Annotated in this window: 25 protein-coding genes and 1 pseudogene; 11 read left to right on the top strand and 15 right to left on the bottom strand. The window is 31.8% G+C overall.

Annotated elements, in window-relative coordinates; genetic code table 11:
• The 3 genes and pseudogenes from IDG64_RS07390 to IDG64_RS07400 form a co-directional block, all read right to left on the bottom strand.
• Positions 1–225: pseudogene (locus tag IDG64_RS07390) on the bottom strand (ABC transporter permease); the annotation flags it as partial.
• Complete coding sequence (locus IDG64_RS07395) at positions 218–1117, bottom strand: ABC transporter ATP-binding protein (RefSeq protein WP_000524836.1); 900 nt, start codon at positions 1115–1117, stop codon at positions 218–220. The pseudogene IDG64_RS07390 and the gene IDG64_RS07395, both read right to left, overlap by 8 nt.
• Positions 1118–1347: 230 nt before the next feature.
• Positions 1348–1995: a DUF805 domain-containing protein gene (locus IDG64_RS07400; RefSeq protein WP_206171297.1), complete on the bottom strand. Its 648-nt coding sequence runs from the start codon at positions 1993–1995 to the stop codon at positions 1348–1350.
• A 398-nt stretch (positions 1996–2393) separates the two neighbouring features.
• Here IDG64_RS07400 and IDG64_RS07405 point away from each other — a divergent pair, with 398 nt between their 5' ends.
• Together IDG64_RS07405 and gltS are read left to right on the top strand one after the other, a co-directional pair.
• Positions 2394–3002, top strand: a complete 609-nt coding sequence (locus tag IDG64_RS07405) for a DNA-3-methyladenine glycosylase (RefSeq protein WP_000348300.1) — start codon at positions 2394–2396, stop codon at positions 3000–3002.
• 336 nt (positions 3003–3338) lie between these two features.
• Positions 3339–4547: a sodium/glutamate symporter gene (gltS, locus tag IDG64_RS07410; protein ID WP_000571584.1), complete on the top strand. Its 1209-nt coding sequence runs from the start codon at positions 3339–3341 to the stop codon at positions 4545–4547.
• 47 nt (positions 4548–4594) lie between these two features.
• Here gltS and fni read toward each other — a convergent pair whose 3' ends face one another.
• Both fni and corA read right to left on the bottom strand, forming a co-directional pair.
• Positions 4595–5644 carry a type 2 isopentenyl-diphosphate Delta-isomerase gene (gene fni / locus IDG64_RS07415; RefSeq protein WP_001279381.1) on the bottom strand — a complete coding sequence of 350 codons (1050 nt, stop codon included), beginning with the start codon at positions 5642–5644 and terminating at the stop codon, positions 4595–4597.
• Positions 5645–5674: 30 nt separating this feature from the next.
• Positions 5675–6622, bottom strand: a complete 948-nt coding sequence (corA, locus tag IDG64_RS07420) for a magnesium/cobalt transporter CorA (protein WP_001185431.1) — start codon at positions 6620–6622, stop codon at positions 5675–5677.
• 96 nt (positions 6623–6718) lie between these two features.
• On the opposite strand from corA, the gene IDG64_RS07425 reads away from it, so the two are divergent.
• The gene (locus tag IDG64_RS07425; RefSeq protein ID WP_000234728.1) at positions 6719–7210 is read left to right on the top strand and encodes a thioesterase family protein; all 492 of its coding nucleotides are present in this window, start codon (positions 6719–6721) and stop codon (positions 7208–7210) included.
• Complete coding sequence (locus IDG64_RS07430; protein WP_000128656.1) at positions 7207–7626, top strand: hypothetical protein; 420 nt, start codon at positions 7207–7209, stop codon at positions 7624–7626. Before IDG64_RS07425 ends, IDG64_RS07430 begins: the two co-directional genes overlap by 4 nt.
• Before the next feature lie 107 nt (positions 7627–7733).
• Here IDG64_RS07430 and IDG64_RS07435 read toward each other — a convergent pair whose 3' ends face one another.
• Positions 7734–8654 carry an alpha/beta hydrolase fold domain-containing protein gene (locus IDG64_RS07435; RefSeq protein WP_000620864.1) on the bottom strand — a complete coding sequence of 307 codons (921 nt, stop codon included), beginning with the start codon at positions 8652–8654 and terminating at the stop codon, positions 7734–7736.
• A 207-nt stretch (positions 8655–8861) separates the two neighbouring features.
• Here IDG64_RS07435 and IDG64_RS07440 point away from each other — a divergent pair, with 207 nt between their 5' ends.
• The gene (locus IDG64_RS07440) at positions 8862–9500 is read left to right on the top strand and encodes a hypothetical protein (RefSeq protein WP_000184227.1); all 639 of its coding nucleotides are present in this window, start codon (positions 8862–8864) and stop codon (positions 9498–9500) included.
• 245 nt (positions 9501–9745) lie between these two features.
• Here the strand turns inward: IDG64_RS07440 and IDG64_RS07445 are convergent, their stop codons facing one another.
• Together IDG64_RS07445 and IDG64_RS07450 are read right to left on the bottom strand one after the other, a co-directional pair.
• Positions 9746–11677: a DHA2 family efflux MFS transporter permease subunit gene (locus IDG64_RS07445; protein ID WP_000213874.1), complete on the bottom strand. Its 1932-nt coding sequence runs from the start codon at positions 11675–11677 to the stop codon at positions 9746–9748.
• 12 nt (positions 11678–11689) lie between these two features.
• Positions 11690–12337: an HlyD family secretion protein gene (locus tag IDG64_RS07450; protein ID WP_000738247.1), complete on the bottom strand. Its 648-nt coding sequence runs from the start codon at positions 12335–12337 to the stop codon at positions 11690–11692.
• Between the two features lie 120 nt (positions 12338–12457).
• Here IDG64_RS07450 and IDG64_RS07455 point away from each other — a divergent pair, with 120 nt between their 5' ends.
• A complete protein-coding gene (locus IDG64_RS07455) occupies positions 12458–13009 on the top strand; it encodes a TetR/AcrR family transcriptional regulator (protein WP_000828570.1) in 552 nt (183 codons plus the stop codon).
• Positions 13010–13238: 229 nt separating this feature from the next.
• Here IDG64_RS07455 and IDG64_RS07460 read toward each other — a convergent pair whose 3' ends face one another.
• From IDG64_RS07460 to IDG64_RS07475, 4 genes are all read right to left on the bottom strand, one after another.
• Complete coding sequence (locus tag IDG64_RS07460; RefSeq protein ID WP_000999131.1) at positions 13239–14447, bottom strand: putative multidrug effflux MFS transporter TcaB; 1209 nt, start codon at positions 14445–14447, stop codon at positions 13239–13241.
• A 109-nt stretch (positions 14448–14556) separates the two neighbouring features.
• The gene (locus IDG64_RS07465) at positions 14557–14685 is read right to left on the bottom strand and encodes a hypothetical protein (RefSeq protein ID WP_001790052.1); all 129 of its coding nucleotides are present in this window, start codon (positions 14683–14685) and stop codon (positions 14557–14559) included.
• Between the two features lie 30 nt (positions 14686–14715).
• Complete coding sequence (tcaA, locus tag IDG64_RS07470; RefSeq protein ID WP_000833810.1) at positions 14716–16098, bottom strand: glycopeptide resistance protein TcaA; 1383 nt, start codon at positions 16096–16098, stop codon at positions 14716–14718.
• 239 nt (positions 16099–16337) lie between these two features.
• The gene (locus IDG64_RS07475) at positions 16338–16793 is read right to left on the bottom strand and encodes a MarR family transcriptional regulator TcaR (RefSeq protein WP_000238542.1); all 456 of its coding nucleotides are present in this window, start codon (positions 16791–16793) and stop codon (positions 16338–16340) included.
• Between the two features lie 194 nt (positions 16794–16987).
• Here IDG64_RS07475 and IDG64_RS07480 point away from each other — a divergent pair, with 194 nt between their 5' ends.
• On the top strand, positions 16988–17956 hold the full coding sequence (locus IDG64_RS07480) for a YdcF family protein (RefSeq protein ID WP_001549718.1): 969 nt from the start codon (positions 16988–16990) through the stop codon (positions 17954–17956).
• 230 nt (positions 17957–18186) lie between these two features.
• On the opposite strand, the gene IDG64_RS07485 is transcribed toward IDG64_RS07480, so the two are convergent.
• Together IDG64_RS07485 and IDG64_RS07490 are read right to left on the bottom strand one after the other, a co-directional pair.
• On the bottom strand, positions 18187–18852 hold the full coding sequence (locus IDG64_RS07485) for an ABC transporter ATP-binding protein (RefSeq protein ID WP_001229920.1): 666 nt from the start codon (positions 18850–18852) through the stop codon (positions 18187–18189).
• Entirely contained in the window at positions 18852–19907 is a 1056-nt protein-coding gene (locus IDG64_RS07490; RefSeq protein WP_000761395.1) for an ABC transporter permease, read from the bottom strand. Before IDG64_RS07490 ends, IDG64_RS07485 begins: the two co-directional genes overlap by 1 nt.
• A 135-nt stretch (positions 19908–20042) precedes the next feature.
• On the opposite strand from IDG64_RS07490, the gene hssR reads away from it, so the two are divergent.
• From hssR to IDG64_RS07510, 4 genes are all read left to right on the top strand, one after another.
• Positions 20043–20717: a DNA-binding heme response regulator HssR gene (gene hssR, locus IDG64_RS07495; RefSeq protein WP_000249497.1), complete on the top strand. Its 675-nt coding sequence runs from the start codon at positions 20043–20045 to the stop codon at positions 20715–20717.
• Positions 20710–22083: a heme sensor histidine kinase HssS gene (gene hssS / locus IDG64_RS07500; RefSeq protein ID WP_000477348.1), complete on the top strand. Its 1374-nt coding sequence runs from the start codon at positions 20710–20712 to the stop codon at positions 22081–22083. The genes hssR and hssS overlap by 8 nt, the downstream gene beginning before the upstream one ends.
• Positions 22084–22245: 162 nt before the next feature.
• The gene (locus tag IDG64_RS07505) at positions 22246–22689 is read left to right on the top strand and encodes a LytTR family DNA-binding domain-containing protein (protein WP_000977037.1); all 444 of its coding nucleotides are present in this window, start codon (positions 22246–22248) and stop codon (positions 22687–22689) included.
• On the top strand, positions 22686–23141 hold the full coding sequence (locus IDG64_RS07510) for a DUF3021 domain-containing protein (RefSeq protein ID WP_000793175.1): 456 nt from the start codon (positions 22686–22688) through the stop codon (positions 23139–23141). The genes IDG64_RS07505 and IDG64_RS07510 overlap by 4 nt, the downstream gene beginning before the upstream one ends.
• A 65-nt stretch (positions 23142–23206) precedes the next feature.
• Here the strand turns inward: IDG64_RS07510 and mqo are convergent, their stop codons facing one another.
• The gene (gene mqo / locus IDG64_RS07515) at positions 23207–24685 is read right to left on the bottom strand and encodes a malate dehydrogenase (quinone) (protein WP_000211366.1); all 1479 of its coding nucleotides are present in this window, start codon (positions 24683–24685) and stop codon (positions 23207–23209) included.
• Positions 24686–24932: the final 247 nt, after the last annotated feature.

The following is a 24932-nucleotide window of genomic DNA, read 5'->3' on the forward strand; positions in this document are numbered from 1 at the left end:
ATCACTATGAAATGTATTCGCCTGTTGCTTGAAAACCTTATAGATTTGTTCATTCGGTGCTGCTACACCAATTTTATCTGGACCATCATCAAACATGTTAATAATCTTATCAATGTTAGATAGACCAATCATTAAGGCAGCAATAATAATCATAAAAATTACAAATGATTTAGCTTTAATTTTTTTGATATATGTCAAAGTAAATGTCGCCCAAAACTTATGCATCCTTGCCACCAACCTTCTCAATGAATATATCTTGTAATGATGGTTCTACAACTTGGAATCGTTTAACATAACCTTGATGTGCCACAACTTGATAAATATCTTTGGCTACGTCTTCATTCTCAATCGTCAACTGAAGACCTTGCTTCATGTTTTCACTATGAATGATGCCTCTAATGTTTGTTAAATCTGGTAGTGTTGTTTCTGATTCAATGACAACTTTCTTGTTACCATTAGATGCACGTACATGATTGATATCACCAGAAACAACAAGTTGACCTTTATCTAAAATACAAACATCATCACATAATTCTTCAACATGCTCCATACGGTGAGAACTATAAACGATTGTACTGCCCCAATCATTTAAGTCTTTAACTGCTTCTTTTAATAACTCAACATTAACTGGGTCTAGACCACTGAAAGGCTCATCTAATATTAGTAATTCTGGTTTATGTAACATACTTGCTAACAGCTGAATTTTTTGTTGATTCCCTTTTGATAGACTATCAATTCGTTTTTTGCGGTTTTCAGTAATATCAAAACGCTCAAGCCAATACGATATTTGCTGTTGTATTTCTGTTTTTGACATTCCCTTTAAAGTTGCCAAATATTTCAATTCTTCTTCAACTGTCAATTTCCCATGTAAACCGCGTTCTTCCGGTAAATAACCAATACGATTGTACATTGTTTTATCTAGTTTTTTACCGTTATACGTAATGTGTCCTTCAGTTGGTTCACTTAAGCCTAAAATCATACGAAATGTCGTTGTTTTACCTGCACCATTTCTTCCTAGAAAACCTAACATTTTGCCTGATTCTAACTTTAATGAAATATCATTTACTGCCGTCATCTTGCCAAAACGTTTCGTAACATGTTCAATTACAAGTCCCATACTTTGCCTCCTAAAAAAATATGTATTTATCTTAATATAACATTTCCATTCTCTATAAATGCAATATTTTTAAAATGAATTTATTTTTAAAATTTCTGAAATTGAAAAATTTAAATAGTGCCATTTTTGCATGTTAAGTATCATTAGCACTAGATATGTTTTTTCCATGCCTTTATTGCCTTATTTGTAAAAAAATATCCCAGCATCATTGTGCCGAGATATTTATATCATTACAATTGATTATCTGTTTCTTCCGGTGTTTTCGGTGTTTCAGATGTACACGCTTTTTCCGGTGTTTCAGATGTCACTGGTTGATTTTTAATTGTAGACGGGTATTTTGAGCTTTCGCCATATTTATTTGCCGGCTTACTGTCAAAGCATAGGAATACTATCATAACAATTGTTAGGCCTAAATAAACAAAATAAAGAAGTACTAACAAAATATTAAGACCCATCGGCATTAATGTAAAATCACTGTCATAATAACTATCGATAATCTGTAATACTATATAAAATATAATACTGAATACTGTCATAATCATTGGAAATAACATTGTTCTTGATATATCGTGAAATCTTCGAACGCACAACGCTAAATTTGGAATAAACGTTGCCAAACTATAGACAAAAGTATACACAGATGTAAGGATAATCATCAATATACTCATAACTATTAATGTTTCGTTATCTGCCGCTATAGAAATAAAGAATAGAAATAGGTTTATTATTAGCACACACACAGCTGGAACCATAAGTATCAAATGCCATAGTGCCATATACCAATATTCACTACGTCTTGATCTCCCCTTAAAATTTACATAATTTTTCCAAAATAAAACGAATGATTTCATAAAACCTACTTGAGGTAATTGTTCCATTGTAATCTCCCTTTCGTTAATCATATTTATATTTTTAATTATTGTTACCGTTATAATTTACAAGATTCATTATCAAGCCACTTCATTTCAATCGTCAATCACTTTGGAAAATGAACTTTATATTTCATCACTAGTAAAATGAAAACCCGCTACAAGTACACATCTATATGGAGACTCATTTGAAAGTCAACGCTTCGTTAACTATACTAAAAATATGTCATACTGCAATGTTCACGTTTAAAAGAGTCTCAATCTATGCAAATAAAATATTCCATAACAAAGTATATACTTTACATTTTTATAATTCTTAACAATACTATTTTATCAAACATTTACCACAATAAAAATATCTTTTTCATTTTTATTTAAATTAATTATATAATTGCGAGGAGAATATTATGGATTTCGTTAATAATGATACAAGACAAATTGCTAAAAACTTATTAGGTGTCAAAGTGATTTATCAGGATACCACTCAAACGTATACAGGCTACATCGTGGAAACGGAAGCTTACTTAGGTTTGAATGATCGTGCGGCTCATGGCTATGGCGGTAAAATAACACCTAAAGTCACGTCATTATATAAACGTGGTGGTACAATTTATGCACATGTCATGCATACGCATTTACTCATTAATTTTGTAACAAAATCTGAAGGTATACCTGAAGGCGTACTTATCCGCGCAATTGAACCAGAAGAAGGTTTATCCGCTATGTTCCGTAACAGAGGTAAGAAAGGCTACGAGGTAACGAATGGCCCAGGAAAATGGACTAAGGCATTTAACATTCCACGGGCTATCGATGGCGCTACGTTAAATGACTGTAGATTGTCTATTGATACTAAGAATCGTAAATATCCTAAAGATATTATTGCTAGTCCACGAATCGGTATTCCAAATAAAGGTGATTGGACACATAAATCTTTACGTTACACAGTGAAAGGTAATCCATTTGTGTCTCGCATGCGTAAATCAGATTGTATGTTTCCCGAAGATACTTGGAAATAAATGCCATCTTTCATTGATTACTATCATGAAAATGAAATCTCTCTCCTTATAAGTCAATCAATCGTGCCGTCAACATGCGGATGGGTTGATTGTTTTTCTTTGTATCCATCATATTTTTTGATTCATCTCCTCTTATTGAACTTGTTCTTAATTATAAAATATAACAATAGAATTATTTATAATTATTAAATTTAGATGCATTAATATTATTGATATTATTTTCAAAAACTAGAAATATTGATTTGTTGCATGTATAATGTTAAAAGCGCCCTTTTATAACGCTTACATATAAAAGCTTATTTAGGGAGAGGGATATTCAACAAGGGGGATTTGAAAATGATAGAACTTAATGCAATTACAACATTATGTTTAGCTTGTATCCTTTATTTACTTGGTAAGGCTATCGTTAATCACGTTAATTTTTTAAAACGTATTTGTATACCAGCACCAGTGATTGGCGGCTTAATCTTTGCTATTTTAGTTGCGGCTTTGGATTCATTTGGCATGGTTAAGATTAAATTAGATGCTTCATTCATTCAAGATTTCTTCATGTTAGCATTCTTTACGACAATCGGTCTTGGTGCATCATTGAAATTATTTAAATTAGGTGGCAAAGTCTTGCTATTATACTTTATGTTTTGTGCTATCATTTCAGTCATTCAAAACATAGTTGGTGTATCACTAGCAAAAGTATTAAATATTAAACCTTTGTTAGGATTAACAGCAGGTTCCATGTCTATGGAAGGCGGTCATGGTAATGCTGCTGCTTATGGTAAGACAATTCAAGATTTAGGTATTGATTCGGCACTGACAGCGGCTCTTGCAGCTGCAACTTTAGGTCTTGTATTTGGAGGGCTTATCGGTGGTCCAGTTGTAAAATTTTTAATCAAACGTTATAACTTAAAGCCTCAACATAGTGACGATACATTTAAAGATTATAGCCAAGTAGCATATAACGAACATTTACATAGTAAATTTAATGCCACTGAAGTATTCTTCATTCAATTTACAATCGTTGTATTCTGTATGGCAGTTGGAAGTTATTTCAGTCATTTGTTTACAGCTCAAACAGGGATTAATGTTCCAATTTACGTTGGCTCATTATTTGTAGCTGTTATTGTCCGAAATATCTCTGAAAGTTTTAATTTTAATATTGTAGATTTAAAAATTACTAATCAAATTGGCGATGTCGCATTAGGTATTTTCTTATCTCTTGCGCTAATGAGCATTCAATTAATCGAAATTTATAAACTTGCTATACCTCTTATTATTATCGTTTTAGTTCAAGTTGTCGTTATGATTTTATTTGCTGTTTTAATTTTATTTAGAGGTTTAGGAAAAGATTATGATGCTGCAGTAATGGTAGGTGGTTTTATCGGTCATGGGCTTGGTGCAACACCAAATGCCATGGCAAATTTAGATGTTATTACTAAAAAATATGGAAACTCACCTAAAGCATATTTAGTTGTACCTATTGTTGGTGCATTCTTAATCGATTTAATTGGTGTTATAGTCATTATGGGATTCATTCAATGGTTTAGTTAAACACCAAACTCATAAATAAAAGAGGAGGCCTTCGCCTCCTCTTTTATTTATCCTCGATGTATATTCAAGTTACGTTGTTCTATCCATGACAATATTTCCGGACTAAATACGATTTGTTTTTGTGTTAAGTCGTCAATATTTTTAGCATCTAACATCGTCATTATTGATTTCATGTGTTCAATAAATGATTCTACATAAGCTACTGTATGTGCAATGCCATTATTTTCAACTTGATTTAAAAACGGACGTGACATACCAGTTGCCTTTGCACCAAGTGCTAAACTTTTAATTGCATCGAGTGGTGTACGTAAACCACCACTCGCGAAAACTGAAATTTCGCTTTGATAAGCCGTTGTTTCAAGTAATGACTCAACTGTAGACTGTCCCCATGATGATAAGTAATCCATATCTTTATTTGCACGACGTTCATTTTCAATATCTACAAAGTTAGTACCACCTTTGCCACTAACATCGACATACTTGACGCCTATTTGTTGTAAGTCATGCATTAATTCTTTGCTCATACCAAATCCAACTTCTTTTATAATGACTGGAACAGACACTCGTGATACAATCGACGCTATATTATCTAACCAAGTCACAAATTCACGATTCCCTTCAGGCATAACTAATTCTTGAGGAGAATTAACATGGATTTGTAACGCTTGTGCCTCAAGTAATTCAACTGCTTCCAAAGCCTTTTCTACTGGTACGTCCGCACCAACATTGCTAAAAATCATGCCTTCAGGATTCATTTTTCGCGCAATCGTAAACGTCTCAGCCATGCGTGGATTTCTCAATGCCGCATGTGTTGATCCAACTGCCATCGCTAAGCCAGTTTCTCTTGCAACTACAGCTAGCTTTTCATTGATGTTTTTCGTCCACTCGCTACCACCCGTCATTGCATTAATATAAACCGGATATGCCATCGTTAAGTCAGGCGTCTGTGATGTCAAATCGATATCATTTACATTAATTGATGGGATAGAATGATGCACAAAACGCATCTTATCAAAATCTGAATGCATTGCGTCAGATTGGGCCATTGCTATTTCAACATGTTCATTTTTTCTCTGTTCTCTTTGAAAATCACTCATGATTAAACCTACCTTTTCGTCATTTCTAATTTAAAACCATTTTTTACGTCTGAAAAAGATGATTAATACGACAGCTATAACAAACATTACAGCTAAGCAAATATAATATCCATAATGTAAATGTAATGCCGGCATATTTACAAAGTTCATACCATAAATCCCAGCTATGAATGTTAACGGTGAAAATATAACTGATACTAACGTTAATACTTGCATAATACTATTCATTCTAAATGACGTGTATGACTCAAAATTTTCTCGTATTTCGTTTGTCATTTCTTGAGCAGTACGAATGATATTACGTTGCTTAATCAAGTGGTCATCGATATGTTGAATGTATAGCGAATGTTTATTATCTATAATCAAATCACCATTTTGTTTCATTGTATCAATTAGCTCTTGCATAGGAAACAGTACACGTTTTACTTTAATCAAATCCGAACGTAACTTAAAGACACTATCCATGACCATTTTATTAAAGCGATCATCTACATGGCGGTCTTCAAAATGATAAACACTATCTTCAAGTGCATATACAAAGTTGAAATATTTATCAACCATCATATCTAAAATTAATATGACGACATCTGCACAATCTAATTCTGCATCTAATGTATTCATATACTTATAGACTACTTTATTTAATGATTCCAACGTTTGATGATGATATGTTACTAATACATTGTCTTGTATAAAAATATTTAGTGCTATTGGTGAATAGTTTGACCCCATAATACTATGGAATACTAAGTATTGATAATCTTTATAAGATTTATATTTAGCTCGTGGCATACCGTTAATTGCATCATCCACTTCTAAATCATTAAAATTAAAATGTGCTTTAAACCATTCATTTTCTTGTTCATTCGGTTCATCAAAATCATACCAAACAATAGTCGCATCTTTTGGTATCTCTTTGATATCATCAACTACTTTAAACGGTTCATATGTAGTTTGATACCGTATCTTTAAAGCCATCGATACTCCCCCTAAATAACGAATTCTCTATTATTTTATCATGAATTAAATAACGTGTATGTCTTAATTTATTTTAGTATGATAGTCACTAAGGAGATGGTTATTATCAAACAACTTTTTACACATACTCAAACCGTAACATCTGAATTCATTGACCATAACAATCATATGCATGATGCAAATTATAATATCATTTTTAGTGACGTCGTGAATCGTTTTAATTACAGCCACGGTCTTTCTTTAAAAGAACGCGAAAATTTAGCATATACGCTATTTACACTAGAAGAACATACGACATACCTCTCAGAATTGTCTCTTGGCGATGTATTTACTGTTACTTTATATATTTATGATTACGATTATAAGCGGTTGCATTTATTTTTAACATTAACTAAAGAAGATGGTACACTAGCATCAACAAATGAAGTAATGATGATGGGAATTAATCAGCACACACGTCGTTCTGATGCTTTTCCTGAATCATTTTCAACACAAATAGCACACTATTATAAAAATCAATCAACTATCACTTGGCCTGAACAATTAGGACATAAAATAGCAATTCCACACAAAGGAGCATTAAAATGACAGATGCATTACAACAAAAGATTCATATCGAATTACTAGATTTATTAGATGATGTTAAGTTTGAATTAACAGAATTAAATGCACAAAAAGGGTTATACATTAACGGACCAGCAAATCAGCTACTTAAGCGTGGCGTGCATATGGCTTATGTTCAAGGACAAAAGCAAGCCATCGATAATATTATGACTATTGTGGAACAACAGCTTGAAGATCAACATTTCCTAGAACATTATGATAAATTTCAAAATGAGGTTGCTCATCGCAATTATGATAAAACAGCTAACTTTGCAGAACTTAGTGATATTCCACGTCAATTCGATAATTTTTTAGATCAATTTTATCAAATTAAAGGGCAATACTTTATCATCACACATATCAATACACTTATTGGTGATTTTCACTCAGAAGCTCATTAACAATTAGTCTATATAACCCTTGCTATATTTTCAAAAACAAAACCCAATTACGTTTTCATGTCAAATATCATCTTGCATGAAATCGTAACTGGGTCATTTATATGTTATTAGTTATTTTGTGTTACATCCTCATCTATCGATTTGGCAATTTGTTTAATAGCTTTATGTGATTGTCTAATTGGATAAATTGGAAAATCATGTACCATCTTAGGATAATCATAAAACTCAATGTATTGATGATGTTGCAACATCATTTGTTCAAATAGCTTCATATCAGGATGTGTCATTTCACGTCCACCACCAAACATATAAACTGGTGGCAATCCTTCTATTGTGCCATTAATTGGCGATATGCGCTTATCTGTTAATGGTAGGCCATTCGCCCATTTTTTCATAATCTCATTGACACCAAACTGACTTAGAACCGCATCTTGTTCGATTAAGGCGTCCGAAATATCTTTATTAGATAGTGTTGCATCTAAAATTGGTGAGATTAAATACAATTTATTCGGTAATGGCTGTTGATTATCTAAAAGAGATTGTACAAAGGATAATGCCAGTGCACCACCTGAACCATCACCCATGACTACGACATTTTGATGTCCTACTTCAGATACTAATTGATCATAAACACGTTGTATCGCTTGGAAAGTATCGTCAATATGAAACTCTGGTGTCTTTGGATAGATAGGCAGTACAACCTCATATAATGTACTTAAAGTGATTTTATCCAACAATCTCCAATGGAACGGTGATGGTTGTAGTGCATTGAATCCACCGTGAATATATAAAATTTTCTTATCAATTTGATGTCTGAAATTAAAGCGAAAGACTTGCATATCATCTAATGACAATTTTTCTAAATTTGCTTTAACATTTAATGTTGAAGGCTGCTTATGTTTTTTTCTATTTTCAATTTCTCTTTTATAAAAAAATCTTTCAACATCTTGATCATTTTTAAACATAATCGAGCGATTGTGAAGCAAATATTTATTGACAACGCTATTCATAACACGGTTTCTAATCAATGTCTTAACCTACCTTTATATATTTTATGTATCCAATGATTGTCTATCCCCTACATTCTTTGCCAAAAAAAGTATATAATGTAGAAGATATTTTCTTTTTCACTTTCAAATTTAAGACTACAATTGAACAGTGATTTTTCATCATTATAACAGACAACTAGACATATTGATAAGTAAAGAAAAGAACTTTATACGGAGGTACCTTGCATGACAAATCCAAATCAACGATTAGAACCATTTGATGAGACATTTCAACAACCGAATATTCATCGTGGTAAGCGATATGGTAAGAAAAAACGTTCATTGGTAAGCATGATTATTCAAATCATTGTTGTTATATTAACCGCAATCGCTGGATACAGCATGTGGAAACAACCCATTTTTAATATTGTCTTCACCAAAGAATCTGTAGATTTTGATGGCATTAAAAATTTTAACGAGACAATTGGAAAAATGCATCAATTAAATATTAATTTGGGTAATATCAATGATTTACAACAAGGAATCGATCGCTTAATTTTAGTCTTTAACGGTTTCTTTATTTTATGTATCGTTAGCCTAGTCATAACAATACTGACAATTGTATTTAATCGCACAGTTCTAAAAGTAGTAAATATTTTAGTGTTAACAATTATGTTAGTCATTACATTGTATTTCAGTTATATTATTAAAGCACTCGCACAAGAAATTGCAGATGTTTTCAAAAAATATTATTTAAATGTACCACCAGATCAAGTGATTACAGAAGCTGACGCTATTCATAACGGCATCATTTTACTTGGCTGTAGCATCGGTTTACTTGTTATAAGCTTATTCTTCCGTAATCGCATGCCTCGTTTAAAATAATGTTATATAGTAGGGATTGGGACAGAAATGTTATTTTCACAAAATTCATTTCGTTGACCCACTTCCTGCTTTTTCTTTATTAATGACCTACTACGTCAATGCCAAATTTTAATATAATTCCTCTAACATTCTATAAATCAACAAATAAAAAAAGTATCGATAACCATATTTGGCACCGATACTTTAAAAATCATGTCCCCACAACATAATTTTTGATTAGTCACACTTCAATTAATTTATTTTATTTATTCATGATTGATACTATTATCTGCATCTAACTTTTGAGCTGTAGCTTTTGCTTTTTTATTACTTTGTAAAAATAAACATAAAATTAAGGCGATGATGCTAAATATCGTTGCAACTATAAATGCATCATTAATACCTTCAACCGTTGCTAGTTTATTTACAAATTGTAGTAACACTTTCATTGCGCCTTCTTGTCCGCCATATTGTGATGCTAATTCACGCATATGATCTTGTACAACAGGATTCGTTTTATCTAACTCTTCCCCAAAAGCTGATAAGTGTTGTGTAGTTTGTGTTGTCATTACAGTAACTAAGATTGCTGTACCTATAGAGCCTGCTAATTGACGCATCGTATTTAAGAAAGCATTACCATGAGAGGCAAGTCGTCCCGGTAACGCATTAATAGCTGCAGTTACCATTGGCATCATTATAAATGCCATACCAAATGAACGAAGTACATAGATACCCATGATTGTCATATATGGTGTATCCATATTTAATTTAGTTAATTCCCATGTTGCATAAGTCATTACAGCAATACCAAAGATAGCTAATGGTTTTAAACCAATAGTATCTAACAATTTACCTGCAAATGGTCCTAGTAGACCCATAATTAGAGAACCAGGTAATAATAACAATCCGGAATCTAATGCTGAGAATCCGCGTAAATTTTGTAAATAAATCGGTAATAAAATCATACCACCATATAAACTTAACATTACAACCATATTAATAATTGTTGTTAATGTAAATGTTGGGAATTTCAATACTTCTAAATTCAACATTGGTGATTTCATTCTTAATTCTCTAATAACGAATAGAATAATAAAGATAATACCAATCGCAAACATTGTTTCTATCTCTACTGAACCCCAACCTTTGTTGCCAGCTTCTGAGAAACCATATAACAAAGCACCAAAACCAATCGTACTAAAAATGATACCTGGGATATCAGCTTTAGGGTTTGTTGTATATTGATATAACTTAAACCATACAAAACCAATTAAAATAGCGATAATCCCGATAATGAACATACCGTAAAACATCACATTCCAATGGTAATTTTGTACAATATAACCTGATAATGTTGGACCAATTGCAGGTGCTAAAATCATTGCGATACCCATTGTACCCATGGCAGCACCACGTTTTTCAGGTGGATAAATTGTAATAATAACAATTGAACCTAATGGCATTAGTACACCTGCACCAATGGCTTGTAATACACGTCCAACCATCATGATTGGGAAATTCATTGAAATCGCACAGATTAATGAACCAATTGTAAAGAGTACTAACGCAACTAAAAATAATTTTCGATATGAATATTTATTAAATAGATACGCCGTAATTGGTATTAAAATACCGTTTACTAACATGAATCCCGTCATCAACCATTGCCCTGTTGACGCAGAAATATTAAATTCCGTATTAATTTTTGGTAAAGCAACATTTAATAATGTTTGGTTTAAAATCGCAATAAACATACCGAATAATAATGCCGCTAATATTTTACCGCGTGAAACACCTTCACCAAAAATAAAGTTTTTATGTTCTTTTTTTATTTTTTCATTCACTTTATATTCTTCTGATTCAGGATTTTTAGCAGCAACTGCTTCCTCATCCTTATTATTAGTGAATGCTTCTTGATCTTTCTCAGACCCCTTTGTGTAACCATTTAGACTAACTTGGCTATGATCATCTTGATTGTCAACACGCAACTCTTCATGCGTCATACGTTGTGTCGATTGATCAGTTGTTTTGTCTAAATCACTAGCTTTAAATTTAGATTGATTTGATTGACGTGTCGTAAATTGTTGTTCCTTTTGTTGGCGTTTGCCTTTTTTTCTTGATCTTATTAAAAATAAATTGATAACCCCAACAATAATGAGCGCTAAAATAATGTAGCTAATAATGAAGGTCGTAGTCATTTAATGACCCCCTTAATTTTTATGGATTTTTACTTCAGCGTTCATTCCAGGAACAACTTGTTTAGACGGTTCTGATTCTAGAGTGATTTTAACAGGTATTACTTGAGAAACTTTAGTGTAGTTACCATCACTATTTGATGATGGCATTAATGAAAAGCTTGCAGCAGTTGCTTTTCCAATACTATCAACTTTACCTTTAATAGAAGCTTTTTGACCGTCAATAGTCACATCAACATCTTTACCTACTTCAACATCTTTAATATCTTTTTCGTCAATATTTGCTGTTACATATAAATCATCTAAATTGTATGCATAAGCGATTGGGTTACCAGCTTGCACCATTGAACCTTCCATACCATCTAATTTGGCAATTGTACCTTTTTGAGGCATTTTAAGATCCATATCTTTCGTTTCGCCATCTTGACCTTGTACAGTAACAATTGCTACTTTGTCACCTTTATCGAGTTTGTCACCTTGTTTAACATTAAGTGATTTAATTTGTCCAGATGCAGGACTTGCTATTTTAATTTGATCGCCATTTACTTTTGCATTATCAGTTGTTACATAGCTTGTTGTTTTATTCCAAAAATAAAAGCCAGCAATCCCAATTGCTAACAGTACAACAACCGTAATGACATTAATTAATATCATCTTTTTCATGAAACATTTCCTCCTATTTGCTTTTAAAATTCACTTTATTTATTATAGAGACATGATAACTAAAAAAACACCAACAATTTTTATAAGAGTGTTGGTTAAAATTCACAAAGGTGTAACAATATGAAACGACAAGCCAAAATAGAAATTCAAAACGCACTTGTTGATTTGATGGCTGAATATCCTTTTCAAGAAATATCCACTAAAATGATTTGCGCGTATTGTAATATTAATCGTTCTACTTTTTATGATTATTACAAAGATAAATTTGATTTATTGGATACCATCAACTCAAAGCATAAGGAAAAATTCCAATTTCTTCTAAGCGCGCTACATCATAATTTCGAAAATATTAAACAGGATAAGCTTAAACTTTATAAATTCTTCATTATTATTGCTAAGTATATCAAGCACAATGAGCAGTTTTTCAAAGACATTTTAGTTACCTATCCAATGAAAACATTATTCATAGACTATATAAATTTAGCGAGAGATTACTATCAACAAATTATGAATGACTATAGTACTACAGTAACCAATAAACAGCTTTATGTTACATATATCATAGGCGGTCAAGCTGGGGTGTTTATTAATTGGCTTTCGAATGGTTGTAATGAATCACCTGAAGAAGTTGCTGACATTTTATTGGCTAATACGATTAAACTTCAAAACTAATAATACGGTTTCATTCTAATAAAGAAATGCTATAAAACAACTAGATAAAGTTAAACCAAATGGATAGATAATAGTACATATGTAACGGTGCTATCAATATAAAAATGCCGAGATTTCCACATAATAATCTCGGCATTTTTATTTTTGATGCTAAATTCATAGGTCTATGAATAGCTCAAGTTTTGTTTTTTAATTTTTCAATTCAATATAATAGAAGAAACTATGTTTATCATCGATTTGTTTTAAATACCTTCATATTATAAATCTGTAAAATAATTAATATAACTGCTGTAGCTATAATAATAATTATGTAAGGTATAGGATTATCTTCACCTTTTACCCCCACTAATGGCGATGCAACACCACCAAATAAAAACTGTACTAAACCTAATAAACTTGATGAACTCCCTCTACCACTACTACTTTCATCCATAGCTATTGTAAAACCAAGTGTCGCAACACCTGTCACTGGTGCTATTAAAATGATAAATCCTATCGCTAAAATCCAAAAGTTCCAATGATTAAGCAATACAATCGTCACTAAAATTACACCGATAATCTGAATCATCGTCATGCCTCTCATCAATTTTTGTGAGTCTATAAAATCAACAAGGTACCCAGTAAGTTGACTTGATATAATGAGCGTAATACCAATTCCTGCAAACATCCAACTAAATTGTATTGCAGTCATGCCATAAATTTTTTGAATAATAAACGGAGACGCAGAAATATAAGTAAATAATATTACAAATGTCATACCTTGAATGAGCATTGGTAATACAAAACGTGGCGTCTTCAATAATATTTTGAAGTTTTTAAACATTGTCTTTAATCCACTACTTGACTCACGATTTGTCACTGTTAATGATTCAGGTACTTTTAATAAAGAACCTATGACCATGACGAAGCCAAAGATAGTCAGAATGACAAAGACCATACGCCAGACAGAATAATTTAAAATTATGCCCCCTATTGTTGGCGCAACAACTGGTGCAATACCATTAACAAGCATCAATAATGCCATAAACTTAGTTAGTTCATTACCACTATACATATCACTTGCTATAGCTCTTGAAATAACTGCTGCTGCGCCACCTGTCACTCCTTGAAGAAATCTTAATGCAACCATCAGCCAAATATTATGTACAAAAACAATACCTAAACTTGCTAATGTAAAAATAATCATAGCTATAATAAGCGGCTTTCTGCGCCCAGTTGAATCTGAAATTGGACCAGCAAACAAATTACCAAACGCTAAACCAATCATAAACATCGATAATGTTAATTGTGCGTTAGACGTCGTTGTTTGAAAATCATGTCTAATATCTGGTAATCCAGGCAAAAACATATCTATCGATAATGCTCCAATGGCCGTCAAAGATCCTAAAATAATAATAAATATCGGTGAACGCTTGTTAAAATGCGTTAAATCATTCATATGACTATCTCCTTTATATAATGATTAGTTTATAACTATCACGAACAGAAACTAAATTTAAATATGCTCTTTTATATATTAGCATTAGTCACAAGTTTCATGAACATCATTACAACTTATAAAAGGTATAAAATGATATAAACCTCAGCACTTCATAAATTTTTCCACAAAAAACAATCCCTTCAAAGTAATTCACACTAATTGTAAATACTTTGAAAGGATGTTGTTTGTATTCCATGACACATGCATCTTATTTAAGTTTTATACTCTATTTTTCTGATGTCTTGATTAATTGCAAGCGGTCTTGCGAGCCTTGTTCAAGCTCATATTCTTTATCTACTTGCTTACCGTTTTCATTTATTAATCTTACGGTTGCGGTAATCTTATCACCATGTTTTTCAGCATCTATAATTTGTGGTGAACTAATCATCATTAAACTTCCTTTAGATACACGCTTCTTTACATCAACATAAAAAGATGATCCTTTTTTTATATATGACGATACAAAATCAAAATCTGACTGATTAAACGCAGCATTATTCGCTAAAGAATATCCAGCAAAGAATTCTATCAATTTGTTCTTCAAGCTGTTTTCTTCTTTTTCTTTCTTTTCAACATAGTCTTCGATATCTTCACTGTCAAAATTCAAAGTTATTTCTGTATTGTATTTTAAATCGCTGGCTTTAATCGTCTTCGTCTGTGTTGTAAATGTTTTACCTTTCGCTTTACCTGAAGCTGAAATGGTAATATCTTTATTTTGTGGATATGGACCATACGTTTTGGAACTTGAAAATGCCATTTCACGGTCATTTATAGTTACTTTTTTAGAACTATCATTTAATTTTGTATCGCCTTTTAAAGTTACAGTTATATTTGCTTCTTCAAAATCTTCAGTAACATCTACCGTTTCAGAATTACTTTGTCTAAAATCAAATTTTAAATAGCCTGCAAAATCACCGTTCTCAGTTGATTTCATAGCTGGAATTCTATATGTCCCCGGTATAAAATTACCTATTGGTGTCACTTTATTTGCTTCAGCTATAACCATCTTTTTCTTACCACCAGATTTAAACTCATATTTTGTTTTTTCTTTCGGTTTAACAATTGGTTGCTTGGTAGGTGCAGTAAAGCTCATATTATCGAAAAAGATATAACGCGTGCCATTTTTACTTACACGTAATATATTTTGACCAGATCTGGTTTGAATATAAGAAGCTACGCTGGTCTTACTCTTATTCAATTTATGTACCGTATTTTTAAGGTCGCTGACAAATTGCTTAAGCCCAACTTCATCTTTGATATAGTTAATGTATACTTTCGCTTCTTCAGAATCTACTTTATTATCTTTAGTACTTAATAATGTTGCTACTTTTTGTTTATCATTATTCTCAATCGCATTCACTAATATTTTAGTTTGCGCTTCAGGTGAATTGAAGTTTCTTAGTAAAAAGAACAATATAATAATTAAGATTAAAATGAAAAAACCAATTGCCCAAGGCACCATTTTTCTCATCTTGATGTTATTAGTTTGTATATCTTCATCGGTTGACTTTCTATATAATGCTTGACGACTATCAAATTTATGTCCACATTGTGTACATATCTGTACATCATCTTGTGCTTGTTGTCCGCACTTCGGGCAAGATTTCATACTTTCACCTCAATTCTGTTCCTCTTCAATTGTTATATGTATATCACAAAAATTATTTCATTATTTTACCATTATTATTTTACAAATATTATCCCAAGAATACAATTCAAGAAATGATTAACTTTACTTTAGAATTGTACCTTATTACATTATTTATGAAAGTACTCTCTCAATTATAACTAAAAAGAAGGTGTTCAATACATACATATTTAGTCTTATATTTGAACACCTTCAAAAACCTATTTATGATTGCTATATGTTTTAATGCGATGATTGATGACTTCTAATACTTGCCTTACATTTTCAATATCTTCAGAATTTAAATCATTAGTAATATCTTGCGCAATATCTGTCATAATCGCATTACGTTCTTTCAAATATGCTCTACCTTTGTCAGTTAAGGTTATGAATTTCAAACGTTGATCAATATTTAAATTTGGTTTATCTAACTTAACTAATTTAGCATCGATTAACTTTTTAATTCGTCGGCTTACTGCGGCCTTATTTACACCTTGTCTTTGCGTGATTTCACTAATTGTCAAAGGTTCTTTATTTAACATACCTAATACGTTAGACTGCTCTAATGAAATTTCATATTCATTTTGTAAATCTTTCAACATTTTTGCAGTTAATGCGTTAACGTTATTTATAAACTGCTCTAAAAATTGAATATGGTCTTGTAAATGTTTTACCATAATTATTTCTCCCTAATTACTATTTTTATAAAGTATCCTCAGCAATCATTGTATCGCACATCTAAAAAACACAAAAATATTGACCCATATATAATATAACAAATTAAGACTTACATGTTGCTGCGTTCTCCTTGCTTTAATAAATTAAATCATCTACATTTATATTTAATATTTATTATAAGCGAGGTGTCAGTATGTTATTGAATTTATTATTAATATTTATACTTATCGTTATTTGTCCGTTAATTTTCAACTATACTCTGACGTTAAATTTAACATGCTACATCTTAGTTGTCATATCGATATTTTTGTCACTCATCTATAGCATCATGACCTATACTTTCCCTTGGTCTATGTTTGTAACATTTATAATAATCAGTATTATCATGCTATTCAAACATAGATATTTATTTTCTCATACTTCTAGTCGCTTATTTATTAAAAAATTATTATCTTTTTCATATAAATTTGTACTCTACACATCAGCACTTTTATTTATAAGTACGATTCAGTCACCTATTGTGAAAGGTTTGTCTATGTGGTTAGCTATATTATGTCTTTCCCTGTTACTAACCTTTATTTGTTATCTCGTTTGGACAGTATCATATAGACATAGATCATACAACAAAGAAGTTGATATCATAATTGTGTTAGGTGCTGGTATTTTTACCGAATTTGTCACACCAATGCTTGCAGCGCGTTTAGACCGTGCACTTGATATCTATCAACAACAAGCATCAGCAACAAAGATTATTGTATCTGGCGGACAAGGACCAGACGAACCAATTTCTGAAGCTTTAGCTATGCAACGTTATTTGATTGCACATGGTGTTGATAAAACAGATATACTAATGGAATCTCACTCTATAAATACATACACAAACTTTTTATATTCTAAACAAATCATCAACAATTTGTATCATGAAGCAGTTAAAATTGTTTGTGTAACAAGTCAGTTTCATGTATTGCGCGCCTTACGACTAGCCCAAAAATTAGGTTTATCTATCGATGGTGTCGGAAGTCATACACCATATCACTTTTTCTTACATGTGCTCATTAAAGATTATCTAGGCGTAATGTATCAGTATAGATTGTTATTAACATTATATTGTTCAAGTAGTTGGTTTATATGTCTTTACGCCGCTTTTATTTATAATAGTTAATCCACAAACAAACTATTATTATAGGTTGTTTCTAATATTGCGTCAAACTATCTTTAAATATTCGTTAATCCTTGATTAGACAATTGTTATATTGAAAATAAATAAACTAAAGCACGTCATCATTTTATATAATAGTGACGCGCTTTTTTGTAAACCCAAATCGTATTCTGTTATCTAACTTTTATACTACTATGTCTTAAATCATTAACATTTAGCGTCTTTACAAGCCACTAATCAGTTATTTTGCCATCTTCTAATTCAATCACTCGATCTGCATATTCAAATAATCTTCGATCGTGTGTAATCATAATACCAATCATTTGTTGTTCTTTAATTTGTTGACGTATCATCTCAACAACTTTTGTTGCTCTATCGGCATCTAAACTTGCTGTGGGCTCATCTGCTAAAATGATTTTCGGATTATTCATAAATGCTCTCATAATCGCAACACGTTGCTTTTCACCGCCAGATAACTGATGCGGATATACATTCAAGCGATCTTCTAACCCAATATTTTTCAAAAGTTGTATTGCTCTTGTTGAACTTTGTTGTTTGGTCATTCCCGCTTCTTGGCCTACGAGTGTCAATTGCTCTATCACTTTTAAATAAGGAACTAAATGTGAAGATTGAAAAATAAAACCAATATCTTCCAATCGCAAATCACTAGGACGATGCTGTTTATCAAACAATGGTGCATCATTGTAAAGCACTGTACCACTCGTTTGACTTAACAATCCGCCTAATATCGTTAGCAATGTTGTTTTCCCAGAACCAGAGGCACCATTTAAAATGACAAATTCCCCTTGTTCCACTTCAAAATTAATACCTTTTAAAACTTTTGTTTCAGACAAACCTTCTCCGAAATTTTTGACGATATCTTTAACGACTAATGCCATTATTCTGCACCTCCAATTGCTTCGATAGGATCCACTTTAAATAATTTGATAAATGATAGTGAGGCACCTAAAATCGCTACTAATATAAATATCCCCACCATTAATAAAATATTTTGCGTTGTTAAGTAAAAAGGCATCGTTACCGGCATCATAAATGATAGTCCTACTATGATGATCACAGCAATACCTACCCCAATTATTGTTAGTGTTAAAATTTGTAAAACTAACGCACTCAATAAATGTCTTGTCTTAATACCAATTGCTTTCAAAATGCCAATTTGTGATATTTTTTGAATCGTCATAACATAGAAAAATGCACTTAGAACGATTGCTGTAATAGCAAACAAACTAACAATCATCATATTTAACGGTGCTTGCTCTGCTTGATAACTCGCAATATTACCTGTTAAATCTTTTTCACTCACAACTTGAACGTCATTTATTTTATTAAGCTCATCACGTTGTTGTTGTGTTAAATTTTTCACTGGATAAAATGCCGTATTAACCTTATTCAATGCATTAAATCCGTTATCGTTCAATAGCACAATGGAACTATGCGCATACATTGTGTCGTTTAAAATACCAGAAACTCTATAACTAGTTGAATTATTTTTAAAATGTAATCTATCCCCGACTCTAATGTTGTCTGCAGCTAACTTATCATTAATAGCGACCTCATGAGCATTTTTAGGATAATCACCTTTTTTAAGTTGTATGCGTTGTTGTTTAACGTCATTCATTGTAATCACATCTTGTTCTTTATTAGATAATTTCAATGTTTGAATATTCATTTTATATGGTTCTTGATGAATTACCTTTTTAATTTGATTCTGTTGCGTATCACTAAGTTGCGATTTCTCAATTTGCGGCTCTTTCATTTTTTGAACAACATATTCATCATTATCAAAGTGTTCAAATAACGAAATATTCTCCCTACCAAGCCCTTGAGCTAAACCACTAATAAATAACACCATAATACTTAATAAAAGAATGATTAATGTGATTAAAATATAACGAAATTTGTAAAACATAATCTCTTTTATCGCTAATTTCATATCGATTCACTTCTCCCTATTTCTTCTTTAGCGTCAGTATAAGGTTGAAATATGAACTCAATATGAACAATTGTTTTTTTACGCAAAAATATTTTACATGTATAATAAATGAAAAAGATAAGGGAGTTTATAGCTATGGTGCAATGTCTTGTTGTCGATGACGATCCTCGAATCCTAAATTATATAGCTAGCCATTTACAAACAGAGCACATTGATGCATATACACAACCAAGTGGTGAAGCTGCATTAAAACTTTTAGAAAAACAGCGTGTCGATATTGCAGTGGTAGATATTATGATGGATGGTATGGACGGCTTTCAATTATGTAATACATTAAAAAATGATTATGATATACCAGTTATTATGTTAACAGCGCGGGATGCACTTAGTGACAAAGAGCGTGCGTTTATAAGCGGTACTGACGATTATGTAACCAAACCCTTTGAGGTTAAGGAACTTATTTTTAGAATTCGTGCGGTATTACGTCGATATAATATCAATTCAAATTCAGAAATGACTATTGGCAACTTAACGCTAAACCAATCCTATTTGGAACTCCAAGTATCTAATAAAACGATGACGTTACCGAACAAGGAATTTCAATTATTATTTATGCTTGCAGCACGTCCTAAGCAAATCTTTACTCGTGAACAAATAATAGAAAAAATTTGGGGCTATGATTATGAAGGAGATGAGCGAACAGTTGACGTTCATATTAAGCGACTACGCCAAAGATTAAAAAAATTAAATGCCACACTTACAATTGAAACAGTAAGAGGACAAGGCTATAAGGTGGAGAATCATGTTTAAAACACTCTATGCTAGAATTGCGATTTATTCCATTACGGTTATTTTATTTAGTGCATTAATAAGTTTTGTATTAACAAATGTTTACTATCATTATAATTTAAAAGCATCTAATGACGTGAAAATCATGAAGACGCTTAAAGAAGCAAGACAATATGAACAATCAGCTAAACCAACGCACATTCAACAATATTTCAAACATTTAGGGCAAATGAATTACCAAATAATGACCGTTGATCAAAAAGGTCATAAGACATTTTATGGGGAGCCATTTAGAGAAGATACTTTATCACAAAATGCTATTAACAACGTATTAAATAATAAAGATTACCATGGTATTAAAGATAAACCATTCGCATTATTCGTAACTGGATTTTTCGACAATGTAACAGATAATACTGTTGGTATTAACTTTAAGACAAAAGACGGTTCAATAGCAGTATTCATGCGTCCAGATATTGGAGAAACATTTAGCGAGTTTAGAACATTCTTAGCCGTCTTGTTAATGTTGTTATTATTTATCTCGATTTCATTAGTTATCGCATCAACCTATTCAATCATTCGTCCAGTAAAAAAGTTAAAGCTAGCGACCGAACGCTTAATTGATGGTGATTTTGAAACACCTATCAAACAAACACGCAAAGATGAAATTGGAACATTACAGTATCACTTTAATAAGATGAGAGAGTCATTGGGACAAGTTGATCAAATGAGGCAGCATTTTGTACAAAATGTATCTCATGAAATCAAAACACCATTAACACATATTCATCATTTATTAAGCGAGTTACAACAAACTTCTGATAAAACATTAAGACAACAATATATAAATGATATCTATACCATTACAACGCAGCTGAGCGGATTAACAACTGAATTGTTGCTCTTATCCGAATTAGATAATCACCAACATTTATTATTCGATGATAAGATTCAAGTCAATCAACTCATTAAAGATATCATTCGACATGAACAATTTGCTGCTGATGAAAAGTCGTTAATCATTTTAGCTGACCTAGAATCAATCAATTTCCTAGGAAATCAACGTTTGTTACATCAAGCATTGAGTAATTTATTAATAAATGCTATTAAGTATACAGATGTTGGTGGTGCCATTGACATCGCTTTGCAACATAGTCACAACAATATCATTTTCACAATAAGTAATGATGGTTCACCAATTAGTCCACAAGCTGAAGCACGTTTATTTGAACGTTTTTATAAAGTGAGCAAACATGATAATAGCAATGGTTTAGGTCTTGCAATTACAAAATCCATCATTGAATTGCATCATGGTACAATCCAATTCACACAAAGTAACGAGTATGTAACCACCTTTACTATTACACTGCCAAATAATTCACTTTAATCTCTACCTCCTGAAAAAACATTTCTGTTTTTATTTCAGGAGGTATCTTTTATATTGATTAGCGCTTTCTAGCCACTTAACATTTAATTTCTACCATTCAACAAAATTTAAATATATCGATGGTCATTTATGGTTTAATAATTTTGAAGGAGGCATTAACCTATGATGAAACTCAATTTATTTATCAATGCAAATGAGACGGAATCTTATATTGATATACATGCACCTAAAATGAATGATAACGTTCAAAGTATTATTAATGCAGTCAATGATTTAGACAAATCACATACATTAGTCGGATACATAGACAAAGAAATCCATATCATTAATGTATCAGATGTTATAACATTCCAAGTTATTAATAAAAATGTAACAGCCATTACAAGCAATCAAAAATTCAAACTAAAATTACGACTTTATGAACTAGAAAAACAGTTACCACAACATTTCATTCGCATTTCCAAATCAGAAATCGTCAACAAGTATTACATTGAAAAATTATTATTAGAGCCAAATGGACTTATACGTATGTATCTTAAAGATGCACACTACACCTATTCTTCTAGACGTTATTTAAAATCTATAAAGGAGCGCTTATCAATATGAAAAATTTGAAAAACTCATTACTTATTAGCTTAATCATTGGTTTGTCCCTTTCACTGTTCTTTAGTATGTTATTTGCAGACGGCAAATATTATCCACTGAACCCACAATCAACTATTGGCATATTGTATTATACGCATTTCACAGAAACTACCGTAATGTTGATTTCTATCATTTTATGGTTACTCATAGGCGTCGTCTTTTTCCTTGGAGATTTTATCTTTAAATACACAGATTGGAGCATTACTAAAGCAACTATAATGCATTTCATAACAACGTATGTCGGATTCTTGCCTTTAGCAATGCTTGCCGGTTGGTTTCCACTAACAGTGCATTATCTAATCATATTCACAATTATCTTCATTGTGGTTTATGTATTAATTTGGATAATTCAATTCTTTAAAAATAAGAACTACGTAGACACTATTAACAAGCAACTGAAACAATTAAAATGATTTTCATTAACAACTAAAAAACGGTAATGTCTATCACATTAAAAAAGACATTACCGTTTCATTTATTATTTAACTTGTAAATACTTAGTTACTTCTTCATTAATTTTGTGATATAAATCCTCATGATCTGTTAAGCGATAACCAAATGACGGCACCATTTCTTTAATCTTTGGTTCCCACCCTTTGAATTCATCACGATAGCATCGCTGTAAAACATCAAACATAATATCTACAGCTGTTGACGCACCAGGTGATGCACCAAGTAATGCAGCTAATGTGCCATCATCTGACGTAATGACTTCGGTACCAAATTGTAAGTTACCTTTAGAATCCTCAGTATCCTTGATTACTTGGACACGTTGCCCTGCTGTAATCACTTCCCAATCTTCATTTTTAGCATTTGGGAAAAAGACTCTTAAATCATCCATACGCTCATCATTAGATAACATCAATTGTGACACTAAATACTTCGTAAGACTCATTTCTTTGATACCTGCAGATAACATCGTCACGATATTATTTGGTTTAACCGATTTAATTAAATCCATATGTGAACCTGTTTTTAAAAATTTAGGTGAGAAACCTGCAAATGGACCAAATAACAATGAACGCTTGCCGTCTACAAAACGTGTATCTAAGTGCGGCACTGACATTGGTGGCGCACCCACTGCTGCTTTTCCGTACACTTTAGCATGATGACGATCAATCACTTCTTGATTTGTACAGCGCAGGAATAATCCACTTACTGGGAAACCACCAATATGTTTTGATTGTTTAATCCCAGTCTTTTGGAGTAATGGTAAACTCGCACCGCCAGCACCAATAAATACAAAATCAGATTCATATGTTGTCGTTTCATTAGTTTCTAAATCTTTAACTTTAACTAGCCATGCCCCAGATTTCTGTTTCTTGATGTCTAATACATTCTGCTTATATTGAATTCCCACACCACGTTGCTCTAAATTTTCAAATAACTTTGCAGTTAACGCACCAAAGTTAACATCTGTACCAGTTTCATCATAAGTTAAAGCAATTGGTTCATCAGACTTACGACCTTCAATCATTAACGGTACCCAAGATTTCATTTCTTCTTCATCTTGCGATAATTTCATTTTTTCGAATAAAACACTTTTCTTTAACGTTGCAACACGACTTTTTATAAAAGCTACATTATCTTCGCCAATGACAAAACTCATGTGTGGCACCGCTTGAATAAAGCGATCTGGGTTATCTAATTGTCCTGTTTTAACTAAATATGCCCAAAACTGTTTTGAAATTTGGTACTGCTCATTTATCTTAATTGCTTTACTACAATCAACTGTGCCATCCTTACCTTCTTTTGTATAGTTCAACTCGCAAAGTGCTGAATGCCCTGTACCGGCATTATTCCATACATTTGAACTCTCTTCGCCAGGTTGTGCTAATTTTTCAAACACTTTAATATTTTTCTCAGGTGATAATTCTTTAAGTAATGTTCCTAATGTTGCACTCATAATACCGCCACCAATTAAGATGACATCTGTTTTGCTATGTTGTGTTGTCATAACAAATACAGTCCCCCTTTTTAAAATGAATAATGGAACGTTCGAGAAATACGACATATTAATACCACTTTAAATCAATAAGTGTCTCAATAGGTTCCCATGGTGATGCTCTATTACTATCTACTATGTATATTAATATTTTATAATAACGAAACTACTTTAATTATATACTTTATGTGCGATAGCACAAAGACAAAACCACAAACCTTAACAGCTATCAACCAATTTAATTTGATTGCTGATTACT

This window comes from Staphylococcus sp. EG-SA-15 (assembly GCF_017151895.1).
Classification (GTDB): domain Bacteria; phylum Bacillota; class Bacilli; order Staphylococcales; family Staphylococcaceae; genus Staphylococcus; species Staphylococcus aureus.